The following is a 24,300-nucleotide window of genomic DNA, read 5'->3' as shown; positions in this document are numbered from 1 at the left end:
CGATTCTAGTGGCCGAGGATTCGTGGCATCGACACCCTCTCGCCCAGCACGTGCTCCGCCAGGAATGCCAGCACCACCTCGTACCAGACCTTGGCGTGCTGAGGACTCAGAATCCAGTGGTTCTCCGCCGGGAAGTAGAGGAAACGATGCTCGGTGTTGCCCTCGTCGTCGGCGGGCAGGCCGGACTCACTGAGCAGTTCGTACCACAGCCGTAGGCCCTCGCCGATCGGTACGCGATAGTCCTTGTCGCCGTGGATGACCAGCATCGGCGTCGCGATGTCCGCGACGAACAGGTGCGGGGAGTTCTCCACCGCCATTTCCGGGGACATCTCGCGAGCCCAGTAATACGGCGCATCGGTTGTCGGTCCGAACTGGTCGAGCGCCCACAGGCTCGCATGGGTGACGATGGCGTCGAACCGGTCGGTGTGACCGGCGATCCAGTTGGCCATGTAGCCGCCGAAGGATCCGCCCATCGCCGCAGTGCGGGTCTGGTCGATGTCCTCTCGCGCGGCCGCGACATCGGTCAACGCCATCAGATCGGTGAACGGTGCCTTACCCCACGCTCCCCAACCGCGCTGCACGAACTCTTGGCCGTAGCCGGTGGACAGAGCCGGATCGGGCAGCAGCACCGCGTACCCGCGGGCGACCATCAGCCACGGATTCCACCGCCAGGACCAGGTGTTCCACGAGCCGAGCGGACCACCGTGCACCCACAGCAGCAGCGGCGCGGGTGCCGCGTCGGGGGAAGCATCGGGTAGTGCCAGCCAGCCGCGTATGCGCGAGCCGTCGTCGACGACGGTGTCGATCTCGGTGAGAGTGCCGGGCAACGGGCAGTGTTCGATGGCGGTGTCGAGGTCGACGACGGTGCCGTCGGACAGGTCGATCGATACCGGATGCGGGGCGGCCAGATAGGACGCGGCGAGTGCCAGCACCCTGGTTCCGTCCGAGGACACGTGAACGTGGGTGTACGCATCGTTCGTGTTCGTCAGTCGACGCGGTTCCGCGCCCTCGCGGACAACGAAGATGGGAGACCGGCCGTCGTCGTCCGCGGTGACCAGCACCCCGGACCCGTCCGACAGCCACACCGGATCGATCGGCCAGCGATCCCAGCCCGGCGCCACATCGATCACCGAAGAAGTCCCGAAATCGAAGCGCTGCAGCGTCATTCGAGGCGCATCCTCGGGAGTGGAGAGCGACTCTCGCACGAACATCACGGACGCGCCGTCGGGCGAGATCGCCGGCGCACCCAGGTCGGCGTCGACGTCGTCGACGATCGTGGCACGCTCCCCCGTCTCGGTGTCGATGCGTACCAGCACCGTCCGCACGGTCGCGAGTGCACCGGGAACGGCCCAGGTGGACACGACGAACGAGCCGTCCCCGCTGACGTCGAACGACGCCTCGTGCAGGGCTCCGGCCGCATCCGGGGTGACATCACGCAACCCCGTCGTGCCGTCGGTCGATCCGGCGAACAGATGTGGGGTGGCGGGACCGAGATCGTGATCCCAGAACCGCACCGGAACACCGGTGTGCAGAATCGCGTCCACCTTGTTTGCCTTGCGTTCTGTGCGCAAAGCGTCGTCTTCCTCGTCGGTGCTCGACGATCCGAACACCGGCGAGAACCCGACGAGACCGTGACCGGAACGGGCGTTGCGGATCTCGCTCAGACCGGCGGACCGCGTCTCGAGCACTCGCGCCTCGCCGCCCGAGGCAGGCAGGATCCACAGCCGGGCCGGATCGTCCTTGCTCGATCGGCGGAAGAACAACAGATCGCCCGCCGGGGTGAACACCGGAGCGCTCTCCCCCAGTTCACCGTGGGTGAGGCGTCGGGCGGGCGAACCACCGTCGACGTCGATCTCCCACAACGACGTTCGATACTCGGTCCGTGAATCGTCCAGTGCGGCAATCACGATCACCGCGCGAGAGAAATCGTGCGTGGCCGCCAGGCCGGTGACTCGGCGGGCTCCGATGTACTCGTCGACATCGTCGTACATGCTCATCCACCGAGCCTAGCTTTATCGGTCGCCTTCAGTCCTCGCCGAGGTCCTCACGCAACTGAGCGAGCGTGCGAGCCAGAATTCGCGAGACGTGCATCTGCGAAATCCCCACTTTCTCGGCGATCTGAGTCTGAGTCATCGACCCGAAGAATCGAAGGACGACGATTCGACGCTCCCGCTCCGGCAGCTTCTCGAGTGCGGGGCGCACGGCGAGGTAGCTTTCCATCTTCTCGAGCTCCGGATCGTCGGCACCGAGGGTGTCCATCAGCGGCAACCGATCCTCGCTGACCACCGAGTCGACGGACACGGTCTGGTACGCACTGCGAGCGAGCAGCGCCTGCGAGGCTTCTTTGACGTCGATGCCGAGCTCGGCGGCGATCTCGCTGGCGGTCGGAGCTCGACCGAGCTTCTGCGACAACGATCCCACCGCCTGAGAGATCATCGAGTTCAGTTCTTTCATGCGACGCGGCACCCGCACCGACCATCCGGCGTCGCGGAAGTAGCGGCGGGCCTCGCCCATGATCGTGGGCACGGCGAACGACACGAAGTCGGAGCCGCGTTCGATGTCGAACCTGTCGACGGCGTTCACCAGGCCGAGCCGGGAGACCTGCAGGAGGTCCTCGTGTGCTTCACCGCGACCGCCGAAGCGTCGTGCGATGTGTTCTGCGAGAGGGAGGCAGCGGGTGATGATGCGATCGCGCAGCACTCGACGCTGCGGTGAATTCTCGTCGAGCGCCTGCATCTGCTGGATCAGCGCGACAACGTCGCTGTAATCGTCGGACTCTCGCCGTGTGCTTCGTTCGTGCGGCACAGGCACTAGACCGTGCTCCTCCGCTTGACCACGTCGATCGCGACCGCGCGACCGGCCGCGCCCTCGACCGCGTCGTCGGCGCGCAGCTCGATGGTGTCGGTCAGCGTCTGCAGCACGTGCCAGCCGAAGCTGTCCTTCTTCGGTACCGATGTCGGTGCCAACGTGGAGGTGACGACGATTCGGATTCCGGAGTCGCTCACCGAGAACGTGCACGACAGCTCTGCATCGGTGACCGAACCCTTGATCAGCTGCGAGCAGACCTCGTCGACGACCAACTTCACATCGGCGATGTCGTCGAGCGTGAAGTCGCTCAGCACCGCGAGAGTTTCGGCGACGGCGCGAACCACAGGAAGTTGGTCGGCCTCGGCCCGCACTCTCAGCTCGACCGGTGCACCGGAACCGCGCTCCAGTTCTTCGACCTTGCTGACCCCAGCCATCCGCACTTCCCATCGTCGCCGAGCAGTCGTCTTACCGTTCGCCGAGCCAGACTACCCAGCGACGCGCGTTTCAATCCTGGCGGTCGGGTAACCGGGTCCGCCGATCGTTCGATTCGAACCGATGGCAGGTGAACGATGGCCCGGCCGGCATGACGCGGGCGCAGCGAACTGGCACGATCATCGATGTGGACTACTCGCAGGCACTTCGCTCTCTGGCCCGACGCCTCGGCACTTCGACCTCGTATCGAGGCTGGGACGACACCGAACACGACGTGAGCGACGACACCCTGCGTCAGGTGCTTGCCGCTCGCGGCTACGCAACCGAATCGACCGAGGACGTCGAGCGCGCTCTGGCCGACATCGAGAACGCACCGTGGCGGCGCCTGCTGCCACCGGTCGTGGTGGCCACCCAGGGCACCGATGCCGTGGTGTGGGTGCATGTGCCACACGGCAATCCGGTCGAGGTGTCGATGGTGTCCGAGGACGGCGAGACCATCGACGTGACCCAGGCCGACGTCTGGGTCGATCCCCGCGAGGTCGACGGCCGCCTCATCGGTCGCGCCACGTTCGTCGTTCCGGGCAGTGCACCGCTCGGTTGGCACAGCCTGACCGCGACGACCATCAGCGAGGACAATACGGTCCGAACGTCGGACACCGTCGTGGTGGTCACCCCGAAGACGTTGTCGCCCAACGCAGAACTGACAGATCGGCAACGGACGGGTCTGCTCACCCAGCTGTATTCGGTGCGCTCGAAGCGATCGTGGGGAATCGGCGATCTCGGCGACCTGGAGGACATGGCCGACATCGCCGGCCGTGAGCACGGGTTCGACTACCTCCTCGTCAATCCGCTGCACGCCGACCGACCCACCACACCGGTCGAAGCGTCGCCGTATTTGCCGACCACGCGGCGCTTCTTCAATTCGCTCTACATCCGAGTGGAGAACATTCGCGAAACCGCGTTGCTGTCGCCGGAACAGTTCGGCAAGGTCCAGAAAGCAGCGAAACGGTTCGACAAGGCCAACAAGCGCACCAGGAAGCTCGATCGCGACTCGACCTTCACGGCGAAACTGCGCGCCCTGGAACGTGTTCACAAGGTGGAACGGAGCCCGGCCCGCGAGTCCGCATTCCGTGCATTCGTCGAACGCGAGGGTTCCGGACTGCGCGATTTCGCGGTGTGGAGCGCCCTGGCGGAGAAATTCGGACCGGGGAATTCGGCGTGGACCGACAGAGCCGCACACCCGCGTACCGACTTCGTGCTCGAACAACGCGCAAAGCTGGCCCAACGCATCGATTTCCACATGTGGTTGCAGTGGATCTGCGACGAGCAGCTGGCCGCCGCGCAACGCGCTGCACTCGACGCGGGGATGGACATCGGAATCATGCACGACCTCGCCGTTGGCGTGGCACGCGGTGGAGCCGACGCCTGGGCTCTCGGTGACGTGTTGGCGTCGGGAGTCACGGTGGGCGCGCCGCCGGACAACTTCAACCAGCAGGGCCAGAACTGGAACCAACCCCCGTGGGATCCCGACCGACTCCGCGAACTGGCGTACGTCCCCTACCGCGACATGCTGCGCACGATCCTGCGTCATGCCGGCGGTATCCGCGTCGACCACATTCTGGGCCTGTTCCGTCTGTGGTGGATTCCGCAGGAGGCCGAGAACGCCGGCGGCGGAACGTATGTCGAGTACGACCACGAGGCCCTGATCGGCATCCTGGCCCTCGAGGCCGAGCGCGCAGGCGCGGTGGTGGTCGGCGAGGATCTCGGCGTCTTCGAGCCGATGGTGCAGGAGTACCTCACCGAACGCGGCATCTTCGGCACCTCGATCCTGTGGTTCGAGGCCGACGAATCGGGGCCGATCCCGCCCGAGAACTACCGCAGCCTCTGCCTGACGTCGGTGACCACCCACGATCTGCCGCCGACGGCCGGTTACCTCGACGGCGAACACATCGACCTGCGGTCACGTCTCGGCCTGCTCGAACGCGATATCGACTCCGAGAAGGAGGTCGACGCACGCGCACGCGAGGCCGTTCTCGACATGGCACGGGAACGCGGATTGCTCGACGCCGACGCCGACAACCACAACACGGTGGAAGCTCTGCATCGCCTCGTCCAGCGCAGTCCATCCCTGCTGATCGGTGTCGCTCTGGTCGACGCCGTCGGAGAACACCGCATTCAGAACCAGCCCGGTACCGACGAAACCCAGTACGAGAACTGGAAGATCCCGTTGGCCGACGCGAAAGGCAAGCGAGTACTCGTCGACGATCTCGTCGATCACCCCCGGATGGTCTCGTTGGTCAGCGCAATGGCCGACCGAGTCGAGAGCCCGAGAACGCCGGGGTCCACAATCGAAGAATGAGCCACCGCGAATTCAGCCGATACTGATGGGCCGCATCACCACCCGCAGACCCGTCGTCCGACTCCGGGGCGAGCACCGCGTCGAGCGCCCGGACACCCTCGTGGTGGAGGAGCCGCTCGAGTTGCGGGTGAACGGCTCAGCACTTGCCGTCACCATGCGAACTCCCGGCCACGACGTCGAGCTCGCACACGGCTTCCTGCTGACCGAAGGTGTGATCGCCTCGGGAGCCGACATCGCGGCGGCTCGCTACTGCGACGGGGTCGACGACGAGGGCGCGAACACCTACAACGTCCTCGACGTCACCCTGGCCGAGGGTGTCGCCCCGCCGGAGACCGGCGTCGAACGGAACTTCTACACGACGTCCTCGTGCGGGGTGTGCGGCAAGGGATCGTTGGACGCAATTCGATTGCGCACCAAGCATTCCCCCGTGGCCGATTCCGTCGTCGTGACGTCGGACACTCTCTCCGGGCTACCCGATACGTTGCGGGCTGCGCAGAAGGTTTTCGATGCCACCGGCGGCCTGCATGCCGCAGCCCTGTTCACCGCAGACGGCGAGATGCTCGTTCTGCGTGAGGATGTCGGACGCCACAACGCCGTCGACAAGGTCGTCGGCTGGGCGGTGACCAACGATCGAATTCCCTTGCAGGGGACGGTGCTGATGGTCAGCGGGCGCGCCTCGTTCGAGTTGGCCCAGAAGGCGGTGATGTCCGGGATACCGATTCTCGCGGCGGTCTCGGCCCCGTCGTCGCTGGCGGTCGACCTCGCGACCGAATCCGGTCTGACGGTCATCGGGTTTCTCCGCGGTCGATCGATGAACCTTTACTCCCACGCCAACCGCGTTCTCGTCTCAGACGGCAGCGTCGACCAGTAGTTCGGCTGCGGTCGCGTTCCTGACCTCGTCCACCGACACACCGGGCGCGGTCTCGACGAGACGAAGGCCGTTCGCGGTGACGTCGAGCACGGCCATGTCGGAAATGATCCTGTGCACGCACCCCTTGCCGGTCAACGGCAGGGTGCAGCGCTCGACGATCTTCGGCTCACCCGTGCGCGAGACGTGCTCCATCATCACGATGACGCGTCGGGCTCCGTGCACCAGATCCATCGCGCCGCCCATGCCCTTGACCATGTGCCCGGGGATCATCCAGTTCGCCAGATCACCGGTGGCACTGACCTGCATCGCACCCAGCACGGCGACGTCGACCTGGCCGCCACGGATCATTCCGAACGACTGCGCGGAGTCGAAGTAGGAGGCACCGGGAAGGACGGTGATGGTTTCCTTGCCCGCGTTGATGATCTCGGCGTCGAGTTCGTCCTCGGTGGGATACGGTCCGACGCCGAGCACTCCGTTCTCCGAGTGCAGGATCACCGAGACGTCGGTGGGGATGTAGTTGGGAACGAGGGTCGGCATGCCGATGCCGAGATTGACGTACTGGCCATCGCCGAGTTCCTGCGCTACCCGGGCCGCCATCTGTTCGCGGGTCATCTTCTCGCTCATGCTCGTACCGTCCTCTGCTCGATGCCGACCTCGACCGGTCCGACGTGGACCACCCGCTGCACGTGAATACCCGGGGTGTGCACCTCGTCCGGTCCGATCTCGCCCGGCTCGACGAGGTGCTCGACCTGCGCGACGGTGATGCGCCCCGAGGCGGCGGCCGGCGGGTTGAAGTTTCGCGCGCTGGCGTGGAACACCAGGTTGCCGTGGCGATCGCCCTTCCAGGCGTGCACGAGCGCGTAGTCGGCGACGATCCCGCGTTCCATCACGTAGGTGACACCGTCGAACTCGCGGGTCTCCTTCGGCGGACTGGCCAGAGCGATGCCACCGCTGCCGTCGTATCGCAACGGCAATCCGCCGTCCGCGACCTGGGTTCCGACGCCTGCGGGCGTGAAGAAGGCCGGTATTCCGGCACCGCCGGCTCGTAGCCGCTCGGCGAGGGTGCCCTGCGGGGTGAGTTCGACTTCGAGTTCGCCGGCGAGGTACTGCCGCGCGAACTCCTTGTTCGAGCCGACGTACGAGCTGATGGTCCGGCGAATGCGGTGCTGCGCCAGCAGCACTCCCAAGCCGAAGCCGTCCGTTCCACAGTTGTTGCTGATGGTTTCCAGATCGGTCGCACCCTGCGCGAGTACGGCATCGATCAGAATCTCCGGCACTCCGACCAACCCGAATCCCCCGACGGCGATCGACGAACCATCGGGCATGTCCGCTACGGCTTCGGTGGCGCTGGCCACGACTTTGTCCAACATGAGACGCACGCTACCCCATTCTGTGCGTTATGTGAACAGGTTGCCACCATACGAACGCTTCGCTACTGTGACTATTGCGTAGATCACCACAATCGTGAGGAACCGTCGATGCTTCGTCTCCCACCCGAGTACCGGGATCAGTCGGGGGTCCATGCCCCGCTCGACTTTCCCGAATACCGGACCACTGCCCTTCGTCATCCTGCGCAGCCGCTGACCCTGCTCCCCCAGCGACTCACCGAGATCACCGGACCGGTACTGGGCGAGGGACGTGTCACCGCAGCCGACGCCGATCTGACGCTGGCCAACAACGGTGAGGCACAGGGGCAGCGGATCGTCGTACACGGACGCGTGCTCGACAGTGACGGCAAGGCGATTCCGAACACCCTCGTCGAGGTGTGGCAGGCCAACGCGGGAGGTCGCTACCGGCACACCCGCGACCGGTGGCCCGCACCGCTGGACCCGCACTTCAACGGCACCGGTCGCGTACTCACCGATACCGAGGGCAGGTATCGCTTCACCACGGTCAAGCCGGGCGCATATCCCTGGGGCAACCACCACAACGCGTGGCGACCTGCCCATATTCACTTCTCCTTGTTCGGCCAGGCGTTCACCCAACGGCTGGTGACCCAGATGTACTTTCCCGACGATCCCATGTTCTTCCAGGATCCGATCTTCAACGCCGCCCCCGAGGACTCGCGCGCTCGGATGATCAGCACATTCGATTACGAAGCGACACAGGACAACTGGGCCCTCGGATTTCGATTCGACATCGTGCTGCGCGGCCGGAACGCCACCCCCTTCGAGGAGGACGATCACGATGACTGAATCAGAGTTCGCCCCGCGCTACCCGGTGGCCGCCGGTGCCGACTTCACCACCGCACCGTTCGGACAGACCCCGTCCCAGACCGTCGGCCCCTACGTCCACATCGGACTACTGTGGCCCGACGGTGAGAGCGTGGTACCGCAGGGCACCGACGGTGCGATCACCGTCTCGTTCACGGTCATCGACGGAGCCCGAAACCCCATGTCCGACGCCATGATCGAGACCTGGCAGGCCGATGCCGACGGCCGGTTCGATCACCCCGAGGATCCGCGCGGCGCAGCGCCGTCACGCACCACCGGCTTTCGCGGGTTCGGACGAGCGTTCGCGGACGAGACCGGAACGATGTCGATCACCACGATCAAGCCGGGACCGTTACCAGCCGAGAACAACGCCATCGAGGCTCCGCACATCGACGTCAGTGTCTTTGCTCGCGGGATGCTCGACCGAGCCGTGACGCGGGTGTATTTTCCCGACGAAACCGAGGCCAACGCCGTCGATCCGGTGTTGTCCGCCCTGCCGGAACACAAGCGTGCCAGACTCGTCGCAGCACCGGTGCCCGGTGGATATCACCTCGACATCGTGCTGCAGAACACCGATCCGGACGGCGACGAGACTCCGTTCTTCGCGCTGTGACACTCGACTGGCGAGAGGGGACGATGGAATCCGAACGAGGGGCACTGTTCGATCCGACGTTCGGTAGCGACGAGATTGCGCCGCTCGTGGGCGACCGAGCCTGGGTGACAGCGATGTTCGCCGTCGAGGCGGCGCTCTCCCGGGCCGCGGCTTCGGTCGGTCTCGTGGAGGCCGGTCACGCCGAGGTCGTTGCCGCTGCTGCGACCGAACTCGGAGCGCACCTGGACATCGCAAGGCTCGGAGTGGACGCGGCGGCCGGGGGCAATCCGGTGATCCCACTGGTGAAGATCCTTCGGAACGAAGTGGCCGAGGCCGAGGTTCCTGCCGCGGCAGTGCATCCCGGGGCCACCAGCCAGGACATCATGGACACTGCGCTGATGCTCGTCACCCGCGATGCGCTCGGTGTGATCGAGGGCTCGCTCGACGCTGCCGGCGAGGCCGCGCGAGGTCTCGCCATGACCCACCGGACCACCCCGATGGCGGCCCGCACTCTCGGCCAGCAGGCATTGCCCACCACCTTCGGCCTGGTGGCTGCGAACTGGTTCTCGGGGTTGCGCCGCGCGCGGACAAGAGTCGCCGACATTCGACGCGCATGCACCGTCCAGTACGGCGGAGCGGCAGGCACTCTCGCCGCCGTGTATCCACACGGACCGGCCATCGCCGCGGCACTCGCCGACGAACTGCGCTTGGTTCGACAGGACGCGCCCTGGCACACCGACCGCACCGCGATCGCCGATATCGCGTGCTCCTTGGGCATCGCGGCAGGAACGATCGGCAAGATCGCCCAGGACATCGTGTCGATGTCCGCCACCGAACTGGGCGAGGTCTCGGAGGACGCGCCGGGTGGATCATCGGCGATGCCGCACAAACGCAATCCCGTTGCCGCCGTCACGGCTCGCGCTGCCGCCCGGCGGGTCCCCGGTGCTGTGGCCACGGTGCTGTCGAACATGGATCACGAACATCAGCGCGCCGCGGGAGCGTGGCATGCCGAGTGGGAGACGATCACCGATCTGTTGCGCCTCACCGGTGGTGCCGCCCATCGACTCTCGCAGAGCCTGAGCGGGTTGCATGTTCATCCCGACGAGATGGCCCGCAATCTCGACGTGACGGGCGGAGCTCTGCTCGCCGAACGTGTCACCGCGGCATTGGCCGCGCACACCGAGCAGGCCCGCGAGATCGTCGCTGCACGATGCGCGGCGGGAGCCCCGCTTGACAGCGACCCTGCCATCACGGCATTCCTCCCACCGTCGACGGTGCGTGAACTACTCGACCCGGCCGCGTATCTCGGCCACGCACCCGAGCTGGTCGACGCGATCCTCGCCGAGCACACCCTCGACATTGAACACACCACAGAATCGAAGGATTCACGATGACCGTCGCACTTGCCCACGAACGCACCGAAGGACCCCGCGCCGACGCGGAGACCGTCGTGCTGATCGGTTCGCTCGGCTCCGATCGATCGATGTGGAACCCGCAGATCGGACCACTCTCCGGTTCCGCCCATGTGGTCGCCGTCGATCTTCGTGGGCACGGGGCATCACCGGTGCCATCGGGCCCGTACTCCGTCGCGGAGCTGGCCGAAGATGTTCTGGCACTGCTCGATTCCCTCGACCTTCGGCGTGTTCACCTCGTTGGTCTCTCACTCGGCGGCGCAGTCTCGCAGTGGATCGCCATCCATCGCCCGGAGCGAGTGCGGACTCTGACATTGCTGTGCACCTCGGCCAAGTTCGGTGAGCCGGCGCACTGGCTCGACCGGGCCGCAGCGGTCCGATCGGCGGGAACCGCGTCGCTGGCCGACGCCGTACTCCAGCGATGGTTCACCCCCGAACTGTCGGCACGCGACGCCGATCTCGTCGATCGGCATCGCCGGATGATCGTCGATACCTCGGACGAGGGCTACGCAGCATGCTGTGAGGCGTTGTCCGACTGGGATTCTCGCTCGGACCTACACCGAATCACCGCTCCGACCCTGGTGATCGCCGGCCGGCAGGATCCCTCGACCACCCCCGAGGACCTGAGGATCATCGCCGACGGCGTCTCCGGATCGACGTTCCGAGTTCTGGACCCGGCCGCGCACCTGGCCAACGTCGAGCAAGCCGGGCCCGTCACCGCGGCGATCGCCGCACACATCGGATCGGATGCGTATGCCGTCGGACGCGCAGCGGCCCACGCTGCCGGTATGGCGGTGCGGCGCAGCGTCCTCGGCGATGCGCACGTCGACCGCAGCATCGCCGCACGCACCGACTTCACCGCACCGTTCCAGGATTTCATCACCCGCACCGCATGGGGCGATATCTGGAATCGGCCGGGACTCGATCACCACACCCGCAGATTGCTGACGCTGGCGATCCTGACGGCCGTGGGCAATCAGCACGAACTCGACATGCACATCCGAGCAGCGCTGCGAGCGGGCACCGACCCGGACATCCTGGCCGAGGTGTTCCTGCACACCGCGGTGTACGCGGGAGTTCCGAACAGCAACAGCGCATTCGGTCTCGCGAACGCGGCCATCGCCGAAACATCGGCCGAGACCGAATCGGGTACCTCGTGAACTCTGCGGAATCGCCACCGCCGTCCTCGGACTACGTCCAGTCCCTCGGCCGTGGTCTTGCGGTGATCCGGGCCTTCGACGCCGAGCATCCGCGTCGAACACTCTCCGATGTCGCCCGAGCGACCGAACTCACCCGAGCCACCGCCCGGCGGTTTCTGCTCACCCTTGTCGAACTCGGCTACGTCCGTACCGACGGCTCGATGTTCTGGCTCACTCCGCGGGTGCTCGAGCTGGGCTACAGCTATCTGTCGAGTCTGTCGCTCCCGGAAGTCTCGGGGCCCCATCTGGAGGCTCTCGCCGAACGGGTGCGCGAGTCGTCCTCGGTTTCGATTCTCGACGGTGACGACGTGGTGTATGTCGCCCGAGTTCCGGTCAGCCGCATCATGACCGTCGGCATCAACATCGGCACTCGGTTCCCCGCGTTCGCCACATCGATGGGCCGCGTGCTGCTGGCCGGACTGCCTGCCGACGAACTCGCGGCCTACCTCGACCGCGTGCGCTTGACTCCCCTGACGGGGAAGACGATCACCACACCCGATGCGCTCGGCCGCGAACTCGACCGGGTCCGCTCCGACGGCTTCTGCCTGGTGGATCAGGAACTCGAAGAGGGGTTGCGCTCCATAGCGGCTCCCATCCACGACGGACACGGAGCAGTGGTCGCGGCAGCGAACGTCTCGACCCAGGCCGCTCGGCACTCCGCCGATGCGGTGCGCACCGAACTGCTGCCGGCGCTGCTCGACGCCACCCGCGCCATCGAGATCGACCTGCTCCGGGTCAGCACCGGACCCAACGACAAGCGAGGAACCACCCATGCCTGATGCCGTGATCTGCGAACCACTTCGGACCCCGGTCGGACGCTTCGGCGGCCAGTTCCGAGATATTTCCGCCCAGGCTCTTGCCGCCACGGTGATTGCCGAACTCGTTGCTCGGACAGGCATTTCCGGTGCCGACATCGACGATGTGATCCTCGGTCAGGCGTCCCCGAACGGCGATGCACCGGCCATCGGGCGCATTGCGGCGCTCGATGCGGATCTGGGTATCGACGTCCCCGGTATGCAGGTCGATCGTCGCTGCGGCTCCGGTCTGCAAGCGGTACTGCAGGCGTGCATGCAGGTCCAGTCCGGAGGCAACGATCTGGTTCTCGCCGGCGGAGTCGAGAGCATGAGCCAGACCGAGTTCTACGCCACCGGCATGCGCTGGGGCGTCAAGGCCGAGGCCGTGGCGCTGTCCGACCGACTCGCCCGGGCGCGAGTGACCGCGGGCGGCAAGAACTTTCCGGTGCCCGGCGGCATGATCGAAACCGCAGAGAACCTGCGCGCGGAATTTTCCATCAGCCGCTCCGATCAGGACGCACTCGCCGTCCAGTCCCACCAGCGGGCAGTCGCCGCGCAGAACAGCGGTGTGTTCGCCGAGGAGATCGTGGGAGTGTCGGTCCCCCAACGTAAATCGGACCCGCTGCTCGTCACCACCGACGAGCATCCGCGGGCGGACACCACCGTGGAGTCATTGGCGAAGCTGAAAGCCATCCGTGCGTCACTCGACCCCGAGTCGACCGTCACTGCAGGAAACGCCAGCGGACAGAACGACGGTGCCGCGATCGCGATCGTCACCACCCCGGACAAGGCTGCCGCGCTCGGCCTTCGGCCTCTGGCGCGATTGGCCGGCTGGGGCGTGGCAGGCGTTGCCCCACGCACGATGGGGATCGGGCCGGTCCCCGCGAGCGAGAAGGCGCTCGGACGGCTGGGCCTGAGTCTCGACGACATGGGCGTCATCGAACTCAACGAAGCGTTCGCCGCACAGGCTCTCGCCGTGACCCGATCCTGGGGCATCGACCCCGAGGATCCGCGCCTCAACCCACACGGCTCCGGCATCTCGCTCGGCCACCCGGTCGGAGCCACCGGAGCCCGCATTCTCGCAACGCTGTTGCGCGAAATGGACCGCCGAGAGGTCCGCTACGGACTCGAGACGATGTGCATCGGCGGCGGACAGGGACTTGCTGCGGTGTTCGAACGAATCGGCTGATCAGACGTCAGTACTGCAGCTGCGCCGCCAGTCGCACAGCCGAATTGGTCTCTCCATAACCCTCGTAGCCACCCACTCGCTGGACCACCTCGAAGAACAGGTCGTCGCCCACGGTTTCGGTGAAGAAGTGGAAGAACTCACCGCCGGTCGCGTCCGCGTCGTACAGGATCCCCAGACGCTGCATCGCGTCCAGGGTCTCGGAGCCGAGTCCGAATCGCGCGTCGAGATCGTGATAGTAGTTGGGCGAGATCCGCAGCGGGGTGAGGCCGCGTTCGGTCGTTGCTCTCGCAGCGGCGTAGATGTCTTCGCACCCGAACGCCACATGTCCGACGCCTCCGCGCCGGGCGGCGGGCAGTGGGTCCGAATCGGACGGGCGGCCGGGCACCATGTTGAGCGAGAGTCGAATCGTGCCGTTGGCGGTGGCGAGGGTGAGGGCTCGGCTACGAACCAGGCCGATGGCGTCGACGACATCCTGGCCCTCGTGTGGCACCATGCCGAACACCGATCGCAGCAGCAGCATCACCGAATCCCAGCTCTCGGCAGGCACGGCGAGTGCGATGTGATCCACGTGGGAGACGCATGGCCGGTTCTGTTCCGGCGTTCGGGGCACCAGATCGAATGCCGATTGCCAGGCACCTGCGCTGTCGCGGGTGCGTAGGTCCAGCGACGTCGCGCCGGTCACGGCGAGGCGCACCACTGCGTCGGTCGCGTCGGCGACACCGGGCATGGAGACGGTGGACGCGGTGACTCCCAGCGCGCGTGCCCTGGTCAGCCACAGATCCGGGCGCTCGCTCCGAATCCCGATCTGGGCCAGCGCGGGTAGGTGTGCCGGGACGCCGGGCGCGGTCCACAGCGTGTCCACCGTGGTGTCGACGGCAACGGCCAGCGGACCCTGGGTGAACAAGCTGAGTCCGTGCTCGCTGTGCGCCGCGGTCAGATCGAAGCCCAGGTGCCGCAGTGTTGTGCCCAGCTGCGCCGCCCTCGCCGGTCCCGCAGCGATCCGGAGCGAGACGACGTTCTCGATCGGACCGGGCGTGGGCGGCGAGAACAGATCGGTACCGACAGAGGCCGTCTCGACGCCGCGAACTTGTTCCTGCAGGTACAGCAGCGACCGATGTGCATCGGATGCCGTGCGGCCGGTGTCGGAGTGTCGGAAGACGTCGTTGAAGATCTCGAGCGACCACGGGCCGGAGTACCCGGAGGCCACGACGTCGGCTCCGAAGCGGGCCAAATCGAAGCTGCCCTGCCCGGGGAAGCATCGGTGGTGCCTGCTCCACTGCAGCACGTCCATGACCAGATGTGGGGCATCCGCCAACTGCAGGAAGAAGATCTTCTCGCCCGGGATCTCGCGAATGCCTGCGGAATCGTCTCCGCGGGAGAGGATGTGGAAGCTGTCCAGGCACGTGCCGAGGGCTGGATGATCGACCTGTCGGACGATGTCCCAGGCGTGGCGGTAGGTGTTCACGTGGGAGCCCCAGGCCAACGCCTCATACGCCAATCGCATACCGCGCCGATGCGCGTGCTCGGCGAGCGTCGCCATCTGTTCGACCAGCAGGTCGTCCTCACGCACGGCACCGGCCAGTGGCGAGGAGCAAACCAAGAGCAGATCGCACCCCAACTGTTCCATCACGTCGAATTTGCGTTCGGCGCGAACGAGATTGCGGGCGAACTGTTCCGGGTCCGCCGAGTCGGCATCGCGGAAGGGCTGATAGAGGTCGAGGGTCAAACCGAGATCCGCTGCCTTCTTCGCGATGTCCTCGGGAAGATCCGGTGAGCTGATCAAGTCCGGCTCGAACACCTCGAAACCGTCGAACCCGGCGTCTGCGATGGCGCGCATCTTCTCGTCGAGAGACCCACTGAGAGAGACGGTGGCCACCGACGTGGCAATGATGCTCATGCGAGTGCACCTGCGGTGACGCGATCCTCCTGCGCGATCAACGAGCTCATGTGCGCGATCATTCGATCGGCGTCGGCGGTGCGTCCGGTGAAGATCTCGAAGGCGTCGGCGGCCTGGAACACTGCCATTCCGGTTCCACTGAGTGTTCGGCACCCCGCGCGGGATGCGGCGGCGAGCAATTCGGTCTCGGCCGGTCGATAGACCACCTCGGCAACCCACATCCTCGGATGCAGAAGTGACTCCGGCACAGCAGATCCCGGGTGCTCGACCATTCCGATCGGAGTGGCGTGTACCAGGCCGGTTGCGGACTCGAGAACAGCGGCGAGCCGGTCGAGGCCTGCCGAGAGGATCTCGACGTCCGGGAACATCACCGACAGGGATTCACGGAGTTGTTGCGCCCGAAGCGGATCGGCGTCCACGAGAGTGAGCTTGCCTGCACCGCGGCGCGCGATGGCGTAGGCAACGGCTGCCCCCGCTCCCCCGGCACCGAGTTGCACCACATCGGCGAGGTCGGCATCGGGCAGGCCGCGACCGAAGTTGCGATCGAATCCGGACCAGTCGGTGTTGTGCCCGACAGCTCGGCCGTCGGCGAACACCACGGTGTTGACGGCCCCCAGTCGGGCGGCGTCCTCGGAGAGCGCATCGAGCGTAGCGATGACACGTTGCTTGCACGGGTGCGTGATGTTGAGCCCGCGAAATCCGAGGTCCGCTGCGCTCGAGACCAGACGGGGCAGGTCCAGAGCGGTCAGTCCACGACTGTTCAGATCGATGATCCGGTACTGGTAGTTCAACCCGTGCTCGGCACCCTCCGCCTCGTGCATCGCGGGTGTGAGCGACTTGCCGATACCCGTCCCGATCAGTCCGCAGAGCAGGGATTCCGGCATGTCGATCTCCTCGAGCCTTAATGTACGAATTAGTGAATTAGCTCGACGGTACTACGCGTACGCCCCGCGCCCAACCCTTTCGGCGCAATCGGCACCGATAGAGTCGATCCATGTCCCCGCGCGCAACCGACACGTCCGACGACAGCAGCGGACCCACCGTCAAGCGTCGACGCAACAGCGACCTGACCCGGCACAACATCCTCGAGGTGGCCACCGAGGAGTTCGCGGACAAGGGCTTCGCGGGAGCACGCATCGACGAGATCGCCGAGCGGACGCATACAACCAAACGAATGCTGTACTACTACTTCACCGACAAGGAAGGCCTGTACAAGGCCGTACTCGAACGGTCGTACCTGCGCATTCGCGAACGTGAACGAGACGTGGACGTCGAGGGCCTCGGCCCTGTCGAAGCCATTCGCGCGATCGCATCACTGACGTTCGACCACCACGAGGAGAATCCCGACTTCATCCGCCTGGTCTCCACCGAGAACATCCTGCGTGGGGAACACATCTCCACGTCCGAGGCACTGAGCAACCTCGGCAATCCCGCCGCGGAACTGCTGTCGAACATCCTCGAGCGCGGCCAGGCCGACGGGGTGTTCCGCACCGACGTCGACGCCCTCGACGTGCACATGACGATCAGCAGCTTCTGCGTGTTCCGGCTGTCGAATCGCTACACCTTCGAAGCCCTCTTCGGCCGCGACCTCACCGACCCCGAGCATCGAGAGCGGTTGCGCTCGATGCTCGGCGACATGATCATCGCGTACCTGACCTCGCCTTCTCGCTGACATCTGCCCCTCTTCGGCCAGTTTCGTCACTTCAGGGGTTGACACGTGGCATGGGTCACGTTCAGTATTCAGAGGCACCCGGTGTTAACCATTTAGTACATTAGCGGTCCGATTGCCGAGTACGCATCGTCGACCAGCGCCTACGCTCCCCCGCCTCACGAAGAGAGACACGAGAACGATGGACTCGCACACCCCTGGTATCCACCCCACGCCACTTCGCCCCGGGGCGAACCCGCGTAAAGCCGCCACCGCAGCATGGGTCGGAAGCGCCCTCGAGTACTACGACTTCTTCATCTACGGCACCGCCGCCGCCCTGGTGTTCGGCCGAGTGTTCTTCCCGGGCTCCAACCCCGCGACCGGAACTCTGTTGGCCCTGGCCACTTTCGGCGTCGGGTATCTCGCACGGCCGCTCGGCGCACTGGTCCTCGGCCACATCGGCGATCGCCACGGACGCAAGAAGGTCATGGTCGCCACCGTCCTGCTGATGGGTATCGCCACCCTGGGCGTCGGCGTGCTGCCGTCGTACGAATCCATCGGCATCGCCGCGCCCATCATCCTGGTGCTGCTTCGGTTGTGCCAGGGATTCTCCGCGGGCGGCGAGCAGGCAGGCGCGAACTCGATGACGCTCGAACACGCCCCGGACGACAGGCGCGCGTTCTTCACCAGTTTCACCCTCAGCGGCACCCAGGGCGGACAGATTCTCGCCACCGCGGTGTTCCTGCCGGTCGCCATGCTGCCCGAGGAAGCACTGCTCAGCTGGGGCTGGCGAATCCCGTTCTTCCTGAGCGCTTTCGTCGTCGTCGCTGCCTTCGTCATCCGCCGTTCGCTCGACGAGACCCCGGTCTTCGAAGAGGAAGTGGCCTCCACCGAACCCCAGCGCATGCCCGTCGCCGAATTGCTCGGCAACCATCGCTCGGCCGTCCTCCGCGTCATGCTCGCCGCCGTCATCGCCTCGGTCAGCACGATCTTCACCGTCTACGCGCTGTCGTACGCCGTGAACACCGTCGGTCTCGAACGCACCCCCATGCTGTGGGTCGGCGTTCTCGCCAACGTCGTCGCCCTCTTCGCACTGCCCTTCTTCGGTGCATTGTCGGATCGCATCGGACGCAAGCCCGTGTTCCTGTTCGGCTCGATCGGGTGCGCAATCCTGATGTTCGGCTACCTCTGGTCCATCTCGAGCGGCAACTACGTCCTCATCTTCGTCTTCGGCATCGTGATGTTCGGGTTCGTACACAGCGCCACCGGCGGCGTCTGGCCCTCGTTCTACGGTGAGATGTTCCCGGCCAGGGTTCGCCTGACCGGCACCGCCTTGGGAACCCAGATCGGTTTCGCCATCGCCGGATTCGCCCCCACCATCGCAGGCGCGATCGCCGGAGCCGAGGTCGGTGCGTGGCTCCCCGTCGCGATCGTCACCGCGGTCTTCTGCACCATCAACGTCGTCATCGTCGCGACCTCGAAGGAGACCTTCCGCACGCCCACCGACGAGCTCGGTCTTCCGACGCGCACCACCGACAGCGCGCGCGTCGCGTCGGTCTGACCGAGATCGTGATCGACACACTTCGACCTGCAGCGGCGGGCACCTGGACGGTGCTCGCCCTGCAGTATGCCCGCCGAACAGCAGTGCGCGGCAACCTCTTTCACCAACGCGACGAGCGCAGTGCAGAGAGCCAGGAGGTTGCCTACTACGTGTGGCTCGCAGTCTCGCAGACCCGCACCGTGCTGATCGACGCGGGAATCTCGCCGGCGACAGCGGAATCGATGGACGGACTCGACTACTTCGGGTCACCGCTCCAGCTGCTCGGCGAGCTGGGACCGACTCCGGGCGAGATCGACACCTGCATCCTGACCCACCTGCACTACGACCACACCGGGGTCGTCGCGGACCTTCCGGCGGCGCGATACGTGGTGCAACGCCGAGAGCTCGAGTACTGGAACGGGCCGTGGGCCGCTCGCATCACCAGCGAGCAGTGGCTGCATTCACGAGCGGACACCGATCACATCAGCTTTGCAGATCGCGGCGGTCGACTCGACATCGTCGACGGTGATCTGGAACTGTTCCCCGGGCTGTCCGTCCACGCTGTCGGCGGACATACCGCAGGCATGCAGGTGGTCAGAGTGAACACCCGCCGCGGCCCGGTGGTGGTGGCCTCCGACGCCAGTCATTTCTACGAGAACATCGAGGACGACAGCCCGTTCGCGATCCTGCACGCACTGCCCGACATGTACGGTGCCTTCGACCGCATCCGAGAACTCGCCGCCGGCTCCGGAACTGTCGTACCCGGTCACGACCCGTTGGTTCGTCAGCGGTTCCCTGCTGTGACCGATGCCCTCGGCGCGCACGCCGTGATCATCGGCTGAGGACAGCGCACACAGACGAATCCCCGACCTCGCGATGAGGTCGGGGATTCGTCTGTGTGCAGAGCGGAGATCGCCGGTGGATCAGGCGGACTTGTCGCGACGCTCCGGACGCTCCGGCTTGCGCGGCACGATGGTCGGCAGCACGTTGTCGTTGACGGTCTCTGCCGTCACGACGACCTTCTCGACGTCGTCGCGGCTCGGGATGTCGTACATCACCGGAAGCAGAACTTCTTCCATGATGGCGCGCAGTCCACGAGCACCGGTGCCACGCAGAATCGCCTGATCGGCGATCGCTTCGAGTGCCTCGGAGGTGAATTCGAGCTCGACGCCGTCCATGTCGAACAGGCGACGGTATTGCTTGACGAGCGCATTCTTCGGCTCGGACAGAATCGTCACGAGCGATTCCTTGTCCAGGTTCGTCACCGACGCGATCATCGGCAGTCGGCCGATGAACTCGGGGATCAGACCGAACTTGATCAGATCCTCCGGCATCACCTCGGCGAAGTGATCCTGCGTGTCGATCTCGGCCTTGGACCGAACCTCGGCTCCGAAACCGAGCCCGCGCTTGCCGACCCGATCGGACACGATCTTCTCGAGTCCGGCGAACGCACCGGCAACGATGAAGAGCACGTTGGTGGTGTCGATCTGGATGAACTCCTGATGCGGATGCTTGCGACCACCCTGCGGCGGCACGCTGGCCTGAGTTCCTTCCAGGATCTTGAGCAGCGCCTGCTGCACGCCCTCGCCCGACACGTCACGCGTGATCGACGGGTTCTCGCTCTTGCGGGCGATCTTGTCGACCTCGTCGATGTAGATGATGCCGGTCTCGGCACGCTTGACGTCGTAGTCCGCGGCCTGGATGAGCTTGAGCAGAATGTTCTCGACGTCCTCGCCCACGTAGCCGGCCTCGGTGAGGGCGGTGGCGTCGGCGATAGCGAAGGGCACGTTGAGCATCTTGGCCAGGGTCTGCGCGAGATACGTCTTTCCGCATCCCGTCGGCCCGAGCATCAGAATGTTCGACTTAGCCAGTTCGACGGATTCGCCTCGCACGTCGCGCGCCTTGTCACCGGCCTGAATGCGCTTGTAGTGGTTGTAGACCGCAACGGCCAACGTGCGCTTGGCAGCGTCCTGACCGATCACGTAGTTCTCGAGAAAGTCCTTGATCTCGGAGGGCTTGGGCAGGTCGTCGAGCTTGACTTCGCTCGATTCGGCCAATTCCTCTTCGATGATCTCGTTGCACAGGTCGATGCACTCGTCGCAGATGTACACCCCTGGTCCCGCGATGAGCTTCTTGACCTGCTTCTGGCTCTTACCGCAGAAGGAGCACTTCAGCAGATCGCCACCGTCACCGATGCGTGCCATTCGGAGGTTCCTACTTCCTTGTCCGCGTACGACCCACGCCGACCGGATGTGGCCGAAACCTTCGTGGGCTACTTCTCGGTCTGTCGTCATGCCGACTTCGGTCGACCGAGTTCTTGGATGCGACGGTACCCGTGTTCGCCGAACATGGGCGGGTTGTTTCCGGTGATTCGCCACCCGATTTCACCGAATGCAGCATTCGGGTCGTCGATCACGACCGCCGGGCGGAGTTTCACACTCGCACCCGGCGTTCGATCTTCTGCCGGACCGTTTGGTCCGACCGGTGGTACTCGCTCTGCTACTTCTGGGCAGAGAGCTTGCGGTACTCGAACACGGTGTCGATGATGCCGTAGTCCTTGGCCTGTTCCGCGGTGAGGATCTTGTCGCGATCGGTGTCCTTGCGGATGACGTCGGGATCCTTGCCGGTGTGGCGGCCGAGGGTGGTCTCCATGAGTCGACGCATACGCTCGATCTCGGCGGCCTGGATCTCGAGGTCCGAGACCTGGCCCTGGATGCCACCGCTGGACGGCTGGTGAATCAGCACACGCGCGTTGGGCAGTGCCGCACGCTTGCCGGGAGTACCGGCGGCGAGCAGCACGGCCGCGGCCGACGCGGCCTGGCCGAGGCAGACGGTCGCAACATCGGCGCGGACGTACTGCATCGTGTCGTAGATCGCCATCAACGAGGTGAACGAGCCACCGGGTGAGTTGATGTACATCGTGATGTCCCGGTCGGGATCGAGACCCTCGAGCACCAGCAGCTGAGCCATGACGTCGTTGGCCGACGCGTCGTCGACCTGAACGCCGAGGAAGATGATGCGCTCCTCGAACAGCTTGTTGTACGGGTTGGATTCCTTGACGCCGTAGCTGGAGTGCTCGACGAAGGAAGGAAGGATGTACCGCGAGGACGGCAACTGGTTGGGATCGAACAGGTTTGTCATCGTTTCTCCAAGTTGTGAATGATCGAGGGTCGGGGTGCCGAGCGAGTTAGTCGCCGACGCCGCCGGTCTGCCGCGCGCGGCTGACGACGTGATCCACGAACCCGTATTCCTTGGCTGCCTGCGCCGTGAACCACCGGTCACGGTCGGAGTCCTCGGTGATCTGCTCGACGGTCTGACCCGTGTGCTGGGCGATGAGTTCCGCCATCTCGCGCTTGGTGTGTGCGAACTGCTCGGCCATGATGGCGATGTCGGAGGCGCTGCCACCGATACCGGCCGAGGGCTGGTGCATCATGATCCGCGCGTGCGGCAGGGCGTAACGCTTGCCCTTGGCACCGGCGGAGAGCAGGAACTGGCCCATCGAGGCAGCCAGACCCATGCCGTAGGTCGCGATGTCGCACTCGGCGAATTCCATGGTGTCGAAAATGGCCATACCTGCGGTGACCGAGCCACCGGGCGAGTTGATGTACAGCGCGATGTCGCGGGTGGGGTCCTCGGCCGAGAGCAGCAGGATCTGAGCGCACAACTTGTTGGCGATGTCGTCGTCGACCTGGGTACCGAGGAAAATGATGCGGTTTTGAAGCAGACGCTCGTACACGGAGTCGCTGAGATTCAGCCCTGCTGCGGCCGAAGTCATGACGGGACTCTGCTCGTGCGAAGCCGCCGGATTCTGAACAGTCACGGTACCTGCCTTTTCCATAACAAATCGTTGGTTCCTGACACAGACACTAACGAAAGACGGCGGCTCCGGAGTCCCGGAACCGCCGTCGTTCGCTGTGAGCGTTACTTCTCTTGTTCGCCCTCGGAAGAATCTGCTGCTTCGACCTCGTCGGGAGCATCTGCCGGGCTGCCGAACAGCTCGGCGGTGTCGACGCTCGCGCCGGTGGTGTCGGTCACGGTGACGCGCTCGACGACGGAGGCCAACGCCTTACCGCGCTTGACATCGGCGAACACGGCACCGAGCTGGTTGGCCTGCTGGACCTGCTGAATGAACTGCTCGGGCGGCATGCCGTAGCGCTGCGCCTGGAAGATGATCCGCTCGGTGAGCTCTTCCTGCCCGACCTGCGTGTTCTCGGCCTCGGCGATGGCATCGAGAAGGAGCTGGGTACGCACCGACTTCTCGGCACCTTCCTTGACGTCCTTGTCGAACTCCTCGCGGCTCGAACCCTGCGACTCGAGCAGCTCGGCGAGTGCCTCCTCGTTGTGGTCGAGGCCGTGGATGGCCTCGTGCACCTGGGAATCGACCTCGGCCTTGACGACGGCCTCGGGAGCCGGAATCTCGAGGGTCTCGAGCAGCGTCTCGAGCACCTTGTCGCGGATCTGACCGGCCTGCTCGACCTTCGCGACCCGCTCGACGCGCGTCCTCAGATCGGCGAGCAACTCGTCGAACGTGTCGAACTCGCTGGCCAGCTGGGCGAACTCGTCGTCGGCCTCGGGCAGCTCGCGCTCCTTGACGGAGACGACCTTGACCGTGACGACGGCTTCCTTGCCTGCGTACTCGCCGGCGACCAGGGTCGAGGTGAATTCCTTCGACTCGTCTGCCGAGACGCCGATGATCGCGTCGTCGAGTCCCTCGATGAGCTGGCCGGAGCCGACCTCGTGGGACAGTCCGCTCGCGGTCGCCTCGTCCACGTTTTCGCCGTCGACAGTGGCCGAGAGATCGATCGAGACGAAGTCTCCCGACTGGACCGGACGGTCGACACCGGTCAGGGTGCCGAAACGCTGGCGCAGCGACTGCAGCTGCTCGTCGACGGCCTCGTCTTTGATCTCGAGGGGATCGACGACGACGCTGATGGTCGAGTAGTCGGGCAGCTCGATCTCGGGGCGGACGTCGACCTCGGCGGTGAACGTGAGCTCGGTGCCGTCCTCGATCTTGGTGATCTCGATCTCGGGCTGACCGATGACCTTGACCTTCTCGTTGGTCACGGCCTCGGAGTAGCGGGAGGGAAGAGCGTCGTTGACGACCTGCTCGAGTACGGCACCACGGCCGACACGTGCCTCGAGCAGCTTGGCCGGAGCCTTGCCGGGACGGAATCCGGGGAGGCGGATCTGCTGAGCCAAAGCCTTGTACGCGCGGTCGAAATCAGGCTTGAGCTCCTCGAAGGGCACCTCAACGTTGATACGGACTCGCGTCGGGCTCAGCTGCTCGACGGTGCTCTTCACGGGACATGCTCCTTCTGGTGATTCTTGATTGCTGGTGGTTCCGGC

23 protein-coding genes are annotated in these 24,300 nt (G+C 65.4%); 11 read left to right on the top strand and 12 right to left on the bottom strand.

What is annotated here, in order from left to right:
- Positions 1-5: 5 nt before the first annotated feature.
- The 3 genes from AABD04_RS09460 to AABD04_RS09450 are packed head-to-tail and all read right to left on the bottom strand — an operon-like array spanning position 6 to position 3,242.
- Positions 6-1,997, bottom strand: coding sequence for an alpha/beta fold hydrolase (locus tag AABD04_RS09460; protein ID WP_341441007.1), 1,992 nt, complete (start codon positions 1,995-1,997; stop codon positions 6-8).
- 28 nt (positions 1,998-2,025) lie between these two features.
- Positions 2,026-2,811: a SigB/SigF/SigG family RNA polymerase sigma factor gene (locus AABD04_RS09455; protein WP_037193137.1), complete on the bottom strand. Its 786-nt coding sequence runs from the start codon at positions 2,809-2,811 to the stop codon at positions 2,026-2,028.
- A complete protein-coding gene (locus tag AABD04_RS09450; RefSeq protein WP_243594060.1) occupies positions 2,811-3,242 on the bottom strand; it encodes an ATP-binding protein in 432 nt (143 codons plus the stop codon). The genes AABD04_RS09455 and AABD04_RS09450 overlap by 1 nt, the downstream gene beginning before the upstream one ends.
- Before the next feature lie 149 nt (positions 3,243-3,391).
- Here AABD04_RS09450 and malQ point away from each other — a divergent pair, with 149 nt between their 5' ends.
- Both malQ and fdhD read left to right on the top strand, forming a co-directional pair.
- Positions 3,392-5,599 (top strand): 4-alpha-glucanotransferase, encoded by a 2,208-nt coding sequence (malQ, locus tag AABD04_RS09445; protein WP_341442993.1) that lies wholly within the window; start codon positions 3,392-3,394, stop codon positions 5,597-5,599.
- A gap of 25 nt (positions 5,600-5,624) precedes the next feature.
- Positions 5,625-6,470 (top strand): formate dehydrogenase accessory sulfurtransferase FdhD, encoded by an 846-nt coding sequence (fdhD, locus tag AABD04_RS09440; RefSeq protein ID WP_341441006.1) that lies wholly within the window; start codon positions 5,625-5,627, stop codon positions 6,468-6,470.
- On the opposite strand, the gene AABD04_RS09435 is transcribed toward fdhD, so the two are convergent.
- On the bottom strand, positions 6,447-7,094 hold the full coding sequence (locus tag AABD04_RS09435; RefSeq protein WP_341441005.1) for a CoA transferase subunit B: 648 nt from the start codon (positions 7,092-7,094) through the stop codon (positions 6,447-6,449). The genes fdhD and AABD04_RS09435 overlap by 24 nt on opposite strands.
- Entirely contained in the window at positions 7,091-7,840 is a 750-nt protein-coding gene (locus AABD04_RS09430) for a CoA transferase subunit A (protein ID WP_335741800.1), read from the bottom strand. The genes AABD04_RS09435 and AABD04_RS09430 overlap by 4 nt, the downstream gene beginning before the upstream one ends.
- 108 nt (positions 7,841-7,948) lie before the next feature.
- Between AABD04_RS09430 and pcaH the strand changes: the two genes are divergently transcribed.
- The 6 genes from pcaH to AABD04_RS09400 are packed head-to-tail and all read left to right on the top strand — an operon-like array spanning position 7,949 to position 13,869.
- Positions 7,949-8,665: a protocatechuate 3,4-dioxygenase subunit beta gene (pcaH, locus tag AABD04_RS09425; protein ID WP_341441004.1), complete on the top strand. Its 717-nt coding sequence runs from the start codon at positions 7,949-7,951 to the stop codon at positions 8,663-8,665.
- Complete coding sequence (gene pcaG, locus AABD04_RS09420) at positions 8,658-9,296, top strand: protocatechuate 3,4-dioxygenase subunit alpha (RefSeq protein ID WP_341441003.1); 639 nt, start codon at positions 8,658-8,660, stop codon at positions 9,294-9,296. Before pcaH ends, pcaG begins: the two co-directional genes overlap by 8 nt.
- 23 nt (positions 9,297-9,319) lie before the next feature.
- A complete protein-coding gene (gene pcaB, locus AABD04_RS09415; protein WP_341441002.1) occupies positions 9,320-10,669 on the top strand; it encodes a 3-carboxy-cis,cis-muconate cycloisomerase in 1,350 nt (449 codons plus the stop codon).
- Positions 10,666-11,847: a bifunctional 3-oxoadipate enol-lactonase/4-carboxymuconolactone decarboxylase PcaDC gene (gene pcaDC / locus AABD04_RS09410; RefSeq protein WP_341441001.1), complete on the top strand. Its 1,182-nt coding sequence runs from the start codon at positions 10,666-10,668 to the stop codon at positions 11,845-11,847. Before pcaB ends, pcaDC begins: the two co-directional genes overlap by 4 nt.
- Complete coding sequence (locus AABD04_RS09405) at positions 11,844-12,665, top strand: IclR family transcriptional regulator (protein ID WP_341441000.1); 822 nt, start codon at positions 11,844-11,846, stop codon at positions 12,663-12,665. Before pcaDC ends, AABD04_RS09405 begins: the two co-directional genes overlap by 4 nt.
- Positions 12,658-13,869, top strand: coding sequence for an acetyl-CoA C-acetyltransferase (locus AABD04_RS09400; RefSeq protein ID WP_341440999.1), 1,212 nt, complete (start codon positions 12,658-12,660; stop codon positions 13,867-13,869). Before AABD04_RS09405 ends, AABD04_RS09400 begins: the two co-directional genes overlap by 8 nt.
- 7 nt (positions 13,870-13,876) lie before the next feature.
- Here the strand turns inward: AABD04_RS09400 and AABD04_RS09395 are convergent, their stop codons facing one another.
- Together AABD04_RS09395 and AABD04_RS09390 are read right to left on the bottom strand one after the other, a co-directional pair.
- On the bottom strand, positions 13,877-15,766 hold the full coding sequence (locus AABD04_RS09395; protein WP_341440998.1) for a sugar phosphate isomerase/epimerase and 4-hydroxyphenylpyruvate domain-containing protein: 1,890 nt from the start codon (positions 15,764-15,766) through the stop codon (positions 13,877-13,879).
- Positions 15,763-16,650 carry a shikimate dehydrogenase gene (locus AABD04_RS09390; protein WP_341440997.1) on the bottom strand — a complete coding sequence of 296 codons (888 nt, stop codon included), beginning with the start codon at positions 16,648-16,650 and terminating at the stop codon, positions 15,763-15,765. The genes AABD04_RS09395 and AABD04_RS09390 overlap by 4 nt, the downstream gene beginning before the upstream one ends.
- 110 nt (positions 16,651-16,760) lie before the next feature.
- On the opposite strand from AABD04_RS09390, the gene AABD04_RS09385 reads away from it, so the two are divergent.
- From AABD04_RS09385 to AABD04_RS09375, 3 genes are all read left to right on the top strand, one after another.
- On the top strand, positions 16,761-17,438 hold the full coding sequence (locus tag AABD04_RS09385) for a TetR/AcrR family transcriptional regulator (protein WP_341440996.1): 678 nt from the start codon (positions 16,761-16,763) through the stop codon (positions 17,436-17,438).
- A 178-nt stretch (positions 17,439-17,616) separates the two neighbouring features.
- Positions 17,617-18,975, top strand: a complete 1,359-nt coding sequence (locus AABD04_RS09380; protein WP_341440995.1) for an MFS transporter — start codon at positions 17,617-17,619, stop codon at positions 18,973-18,975.
- An 8-nt stretch (positions 18,976-18,983) separates the two neighbouring features.
- Entirely contained in the window at positions 18,984-19,796 is an 813-nt protein-coding gene (locus AABD04_RS09375; RefSeq protein ID WP_341440994.1) for an N-acyl homoserine lactonase family protein, read from the top strand.
- A gap of 81 nt (positions 19,797-19,877) precedes the next feature.
- On the opposite strand, the gene clpX is transcribed toward AABD04_RS09375, so the two are convergent.
- The 5 genes from clpX to tig form a co-directional block, all read right to left on the bottom strand.
- The gene (gene clpX / locus AABD04_RS09370; RefSeq protein WP_027497577.1) at positions 19,878-21,158 is read right to left on the bottom strand and encodes an ATP-dependent Clp protease ATP-binding subunit ClpX; all 1,281 of its coding nucleotides are present in this window, start codon (positions 21,156-21,158) and stop codon (positions 19,878-19,880) included.
- 86 nt (positions 21,159-21,244) lie between these two features.
- Positions 21,245-21,391, bottom strand: a complete 147-nt coding sequence (locus AABD04_RS09365) for a hypothetical protein (protein ID WP_243594075.1) — start codon at positions 21,389-21,391, stop codon at positions 21,245-21,247.
- A 62-nt stretch (positions 21,392-21,453) separates the two neighbouring features.
- Positions 21,454-22,095, bottom strand: coding sequence for an ATP-dependent Clp protease proteolytic subunit (locus AABD04_RS09360; protein WP_008715342.1), 642 nt, complete (start codon positions 22,093-22,095; stop codon positions 21,454-21,456).
- 46 nt (positions 22,096-22,141) lie between these two features.
- Complete coding sequence (locus tag AABD04_RS09355) at positions 22,142-22,792, bottom strand: ATP-dependent Clp protease proteolytic subunit (RefSeq protein ID WP_341440993.1); 651 nt, start codon at positions 22,790-22,792, stop codon at positions 22,142-22,144.
- 83 nt (positions 22,793-22,875) lie between these two features.
- Positions 22,876-24,255: a trigger factor gene (tig, locus tag AABD04_RS09350; protein ID WP_341440992.1), complete on the bottom strand. Its 1,380-nt coding sequence runs from the start codon at positions 24,253-24,255 to the stop codon at positions 22,876-22,878.
- Positions 24,256-24,300 lie beyond the last annotated feature (45 nt).

This window comes from Rhodococcoides navarretei (assembly GCF_038069675.1).
In the GTDB taxonomy this organism is placed as follows: domain Bacteria; phylum Actinomycetota; class Actinomycetes; order Mycobacteriales; family Mycobacteriaceae; genus Rhodococcoides; species Rhodococcoides navarretei.
This window is presented reverse-complemented; position numbering and strand designations above follow the sequence as displayed.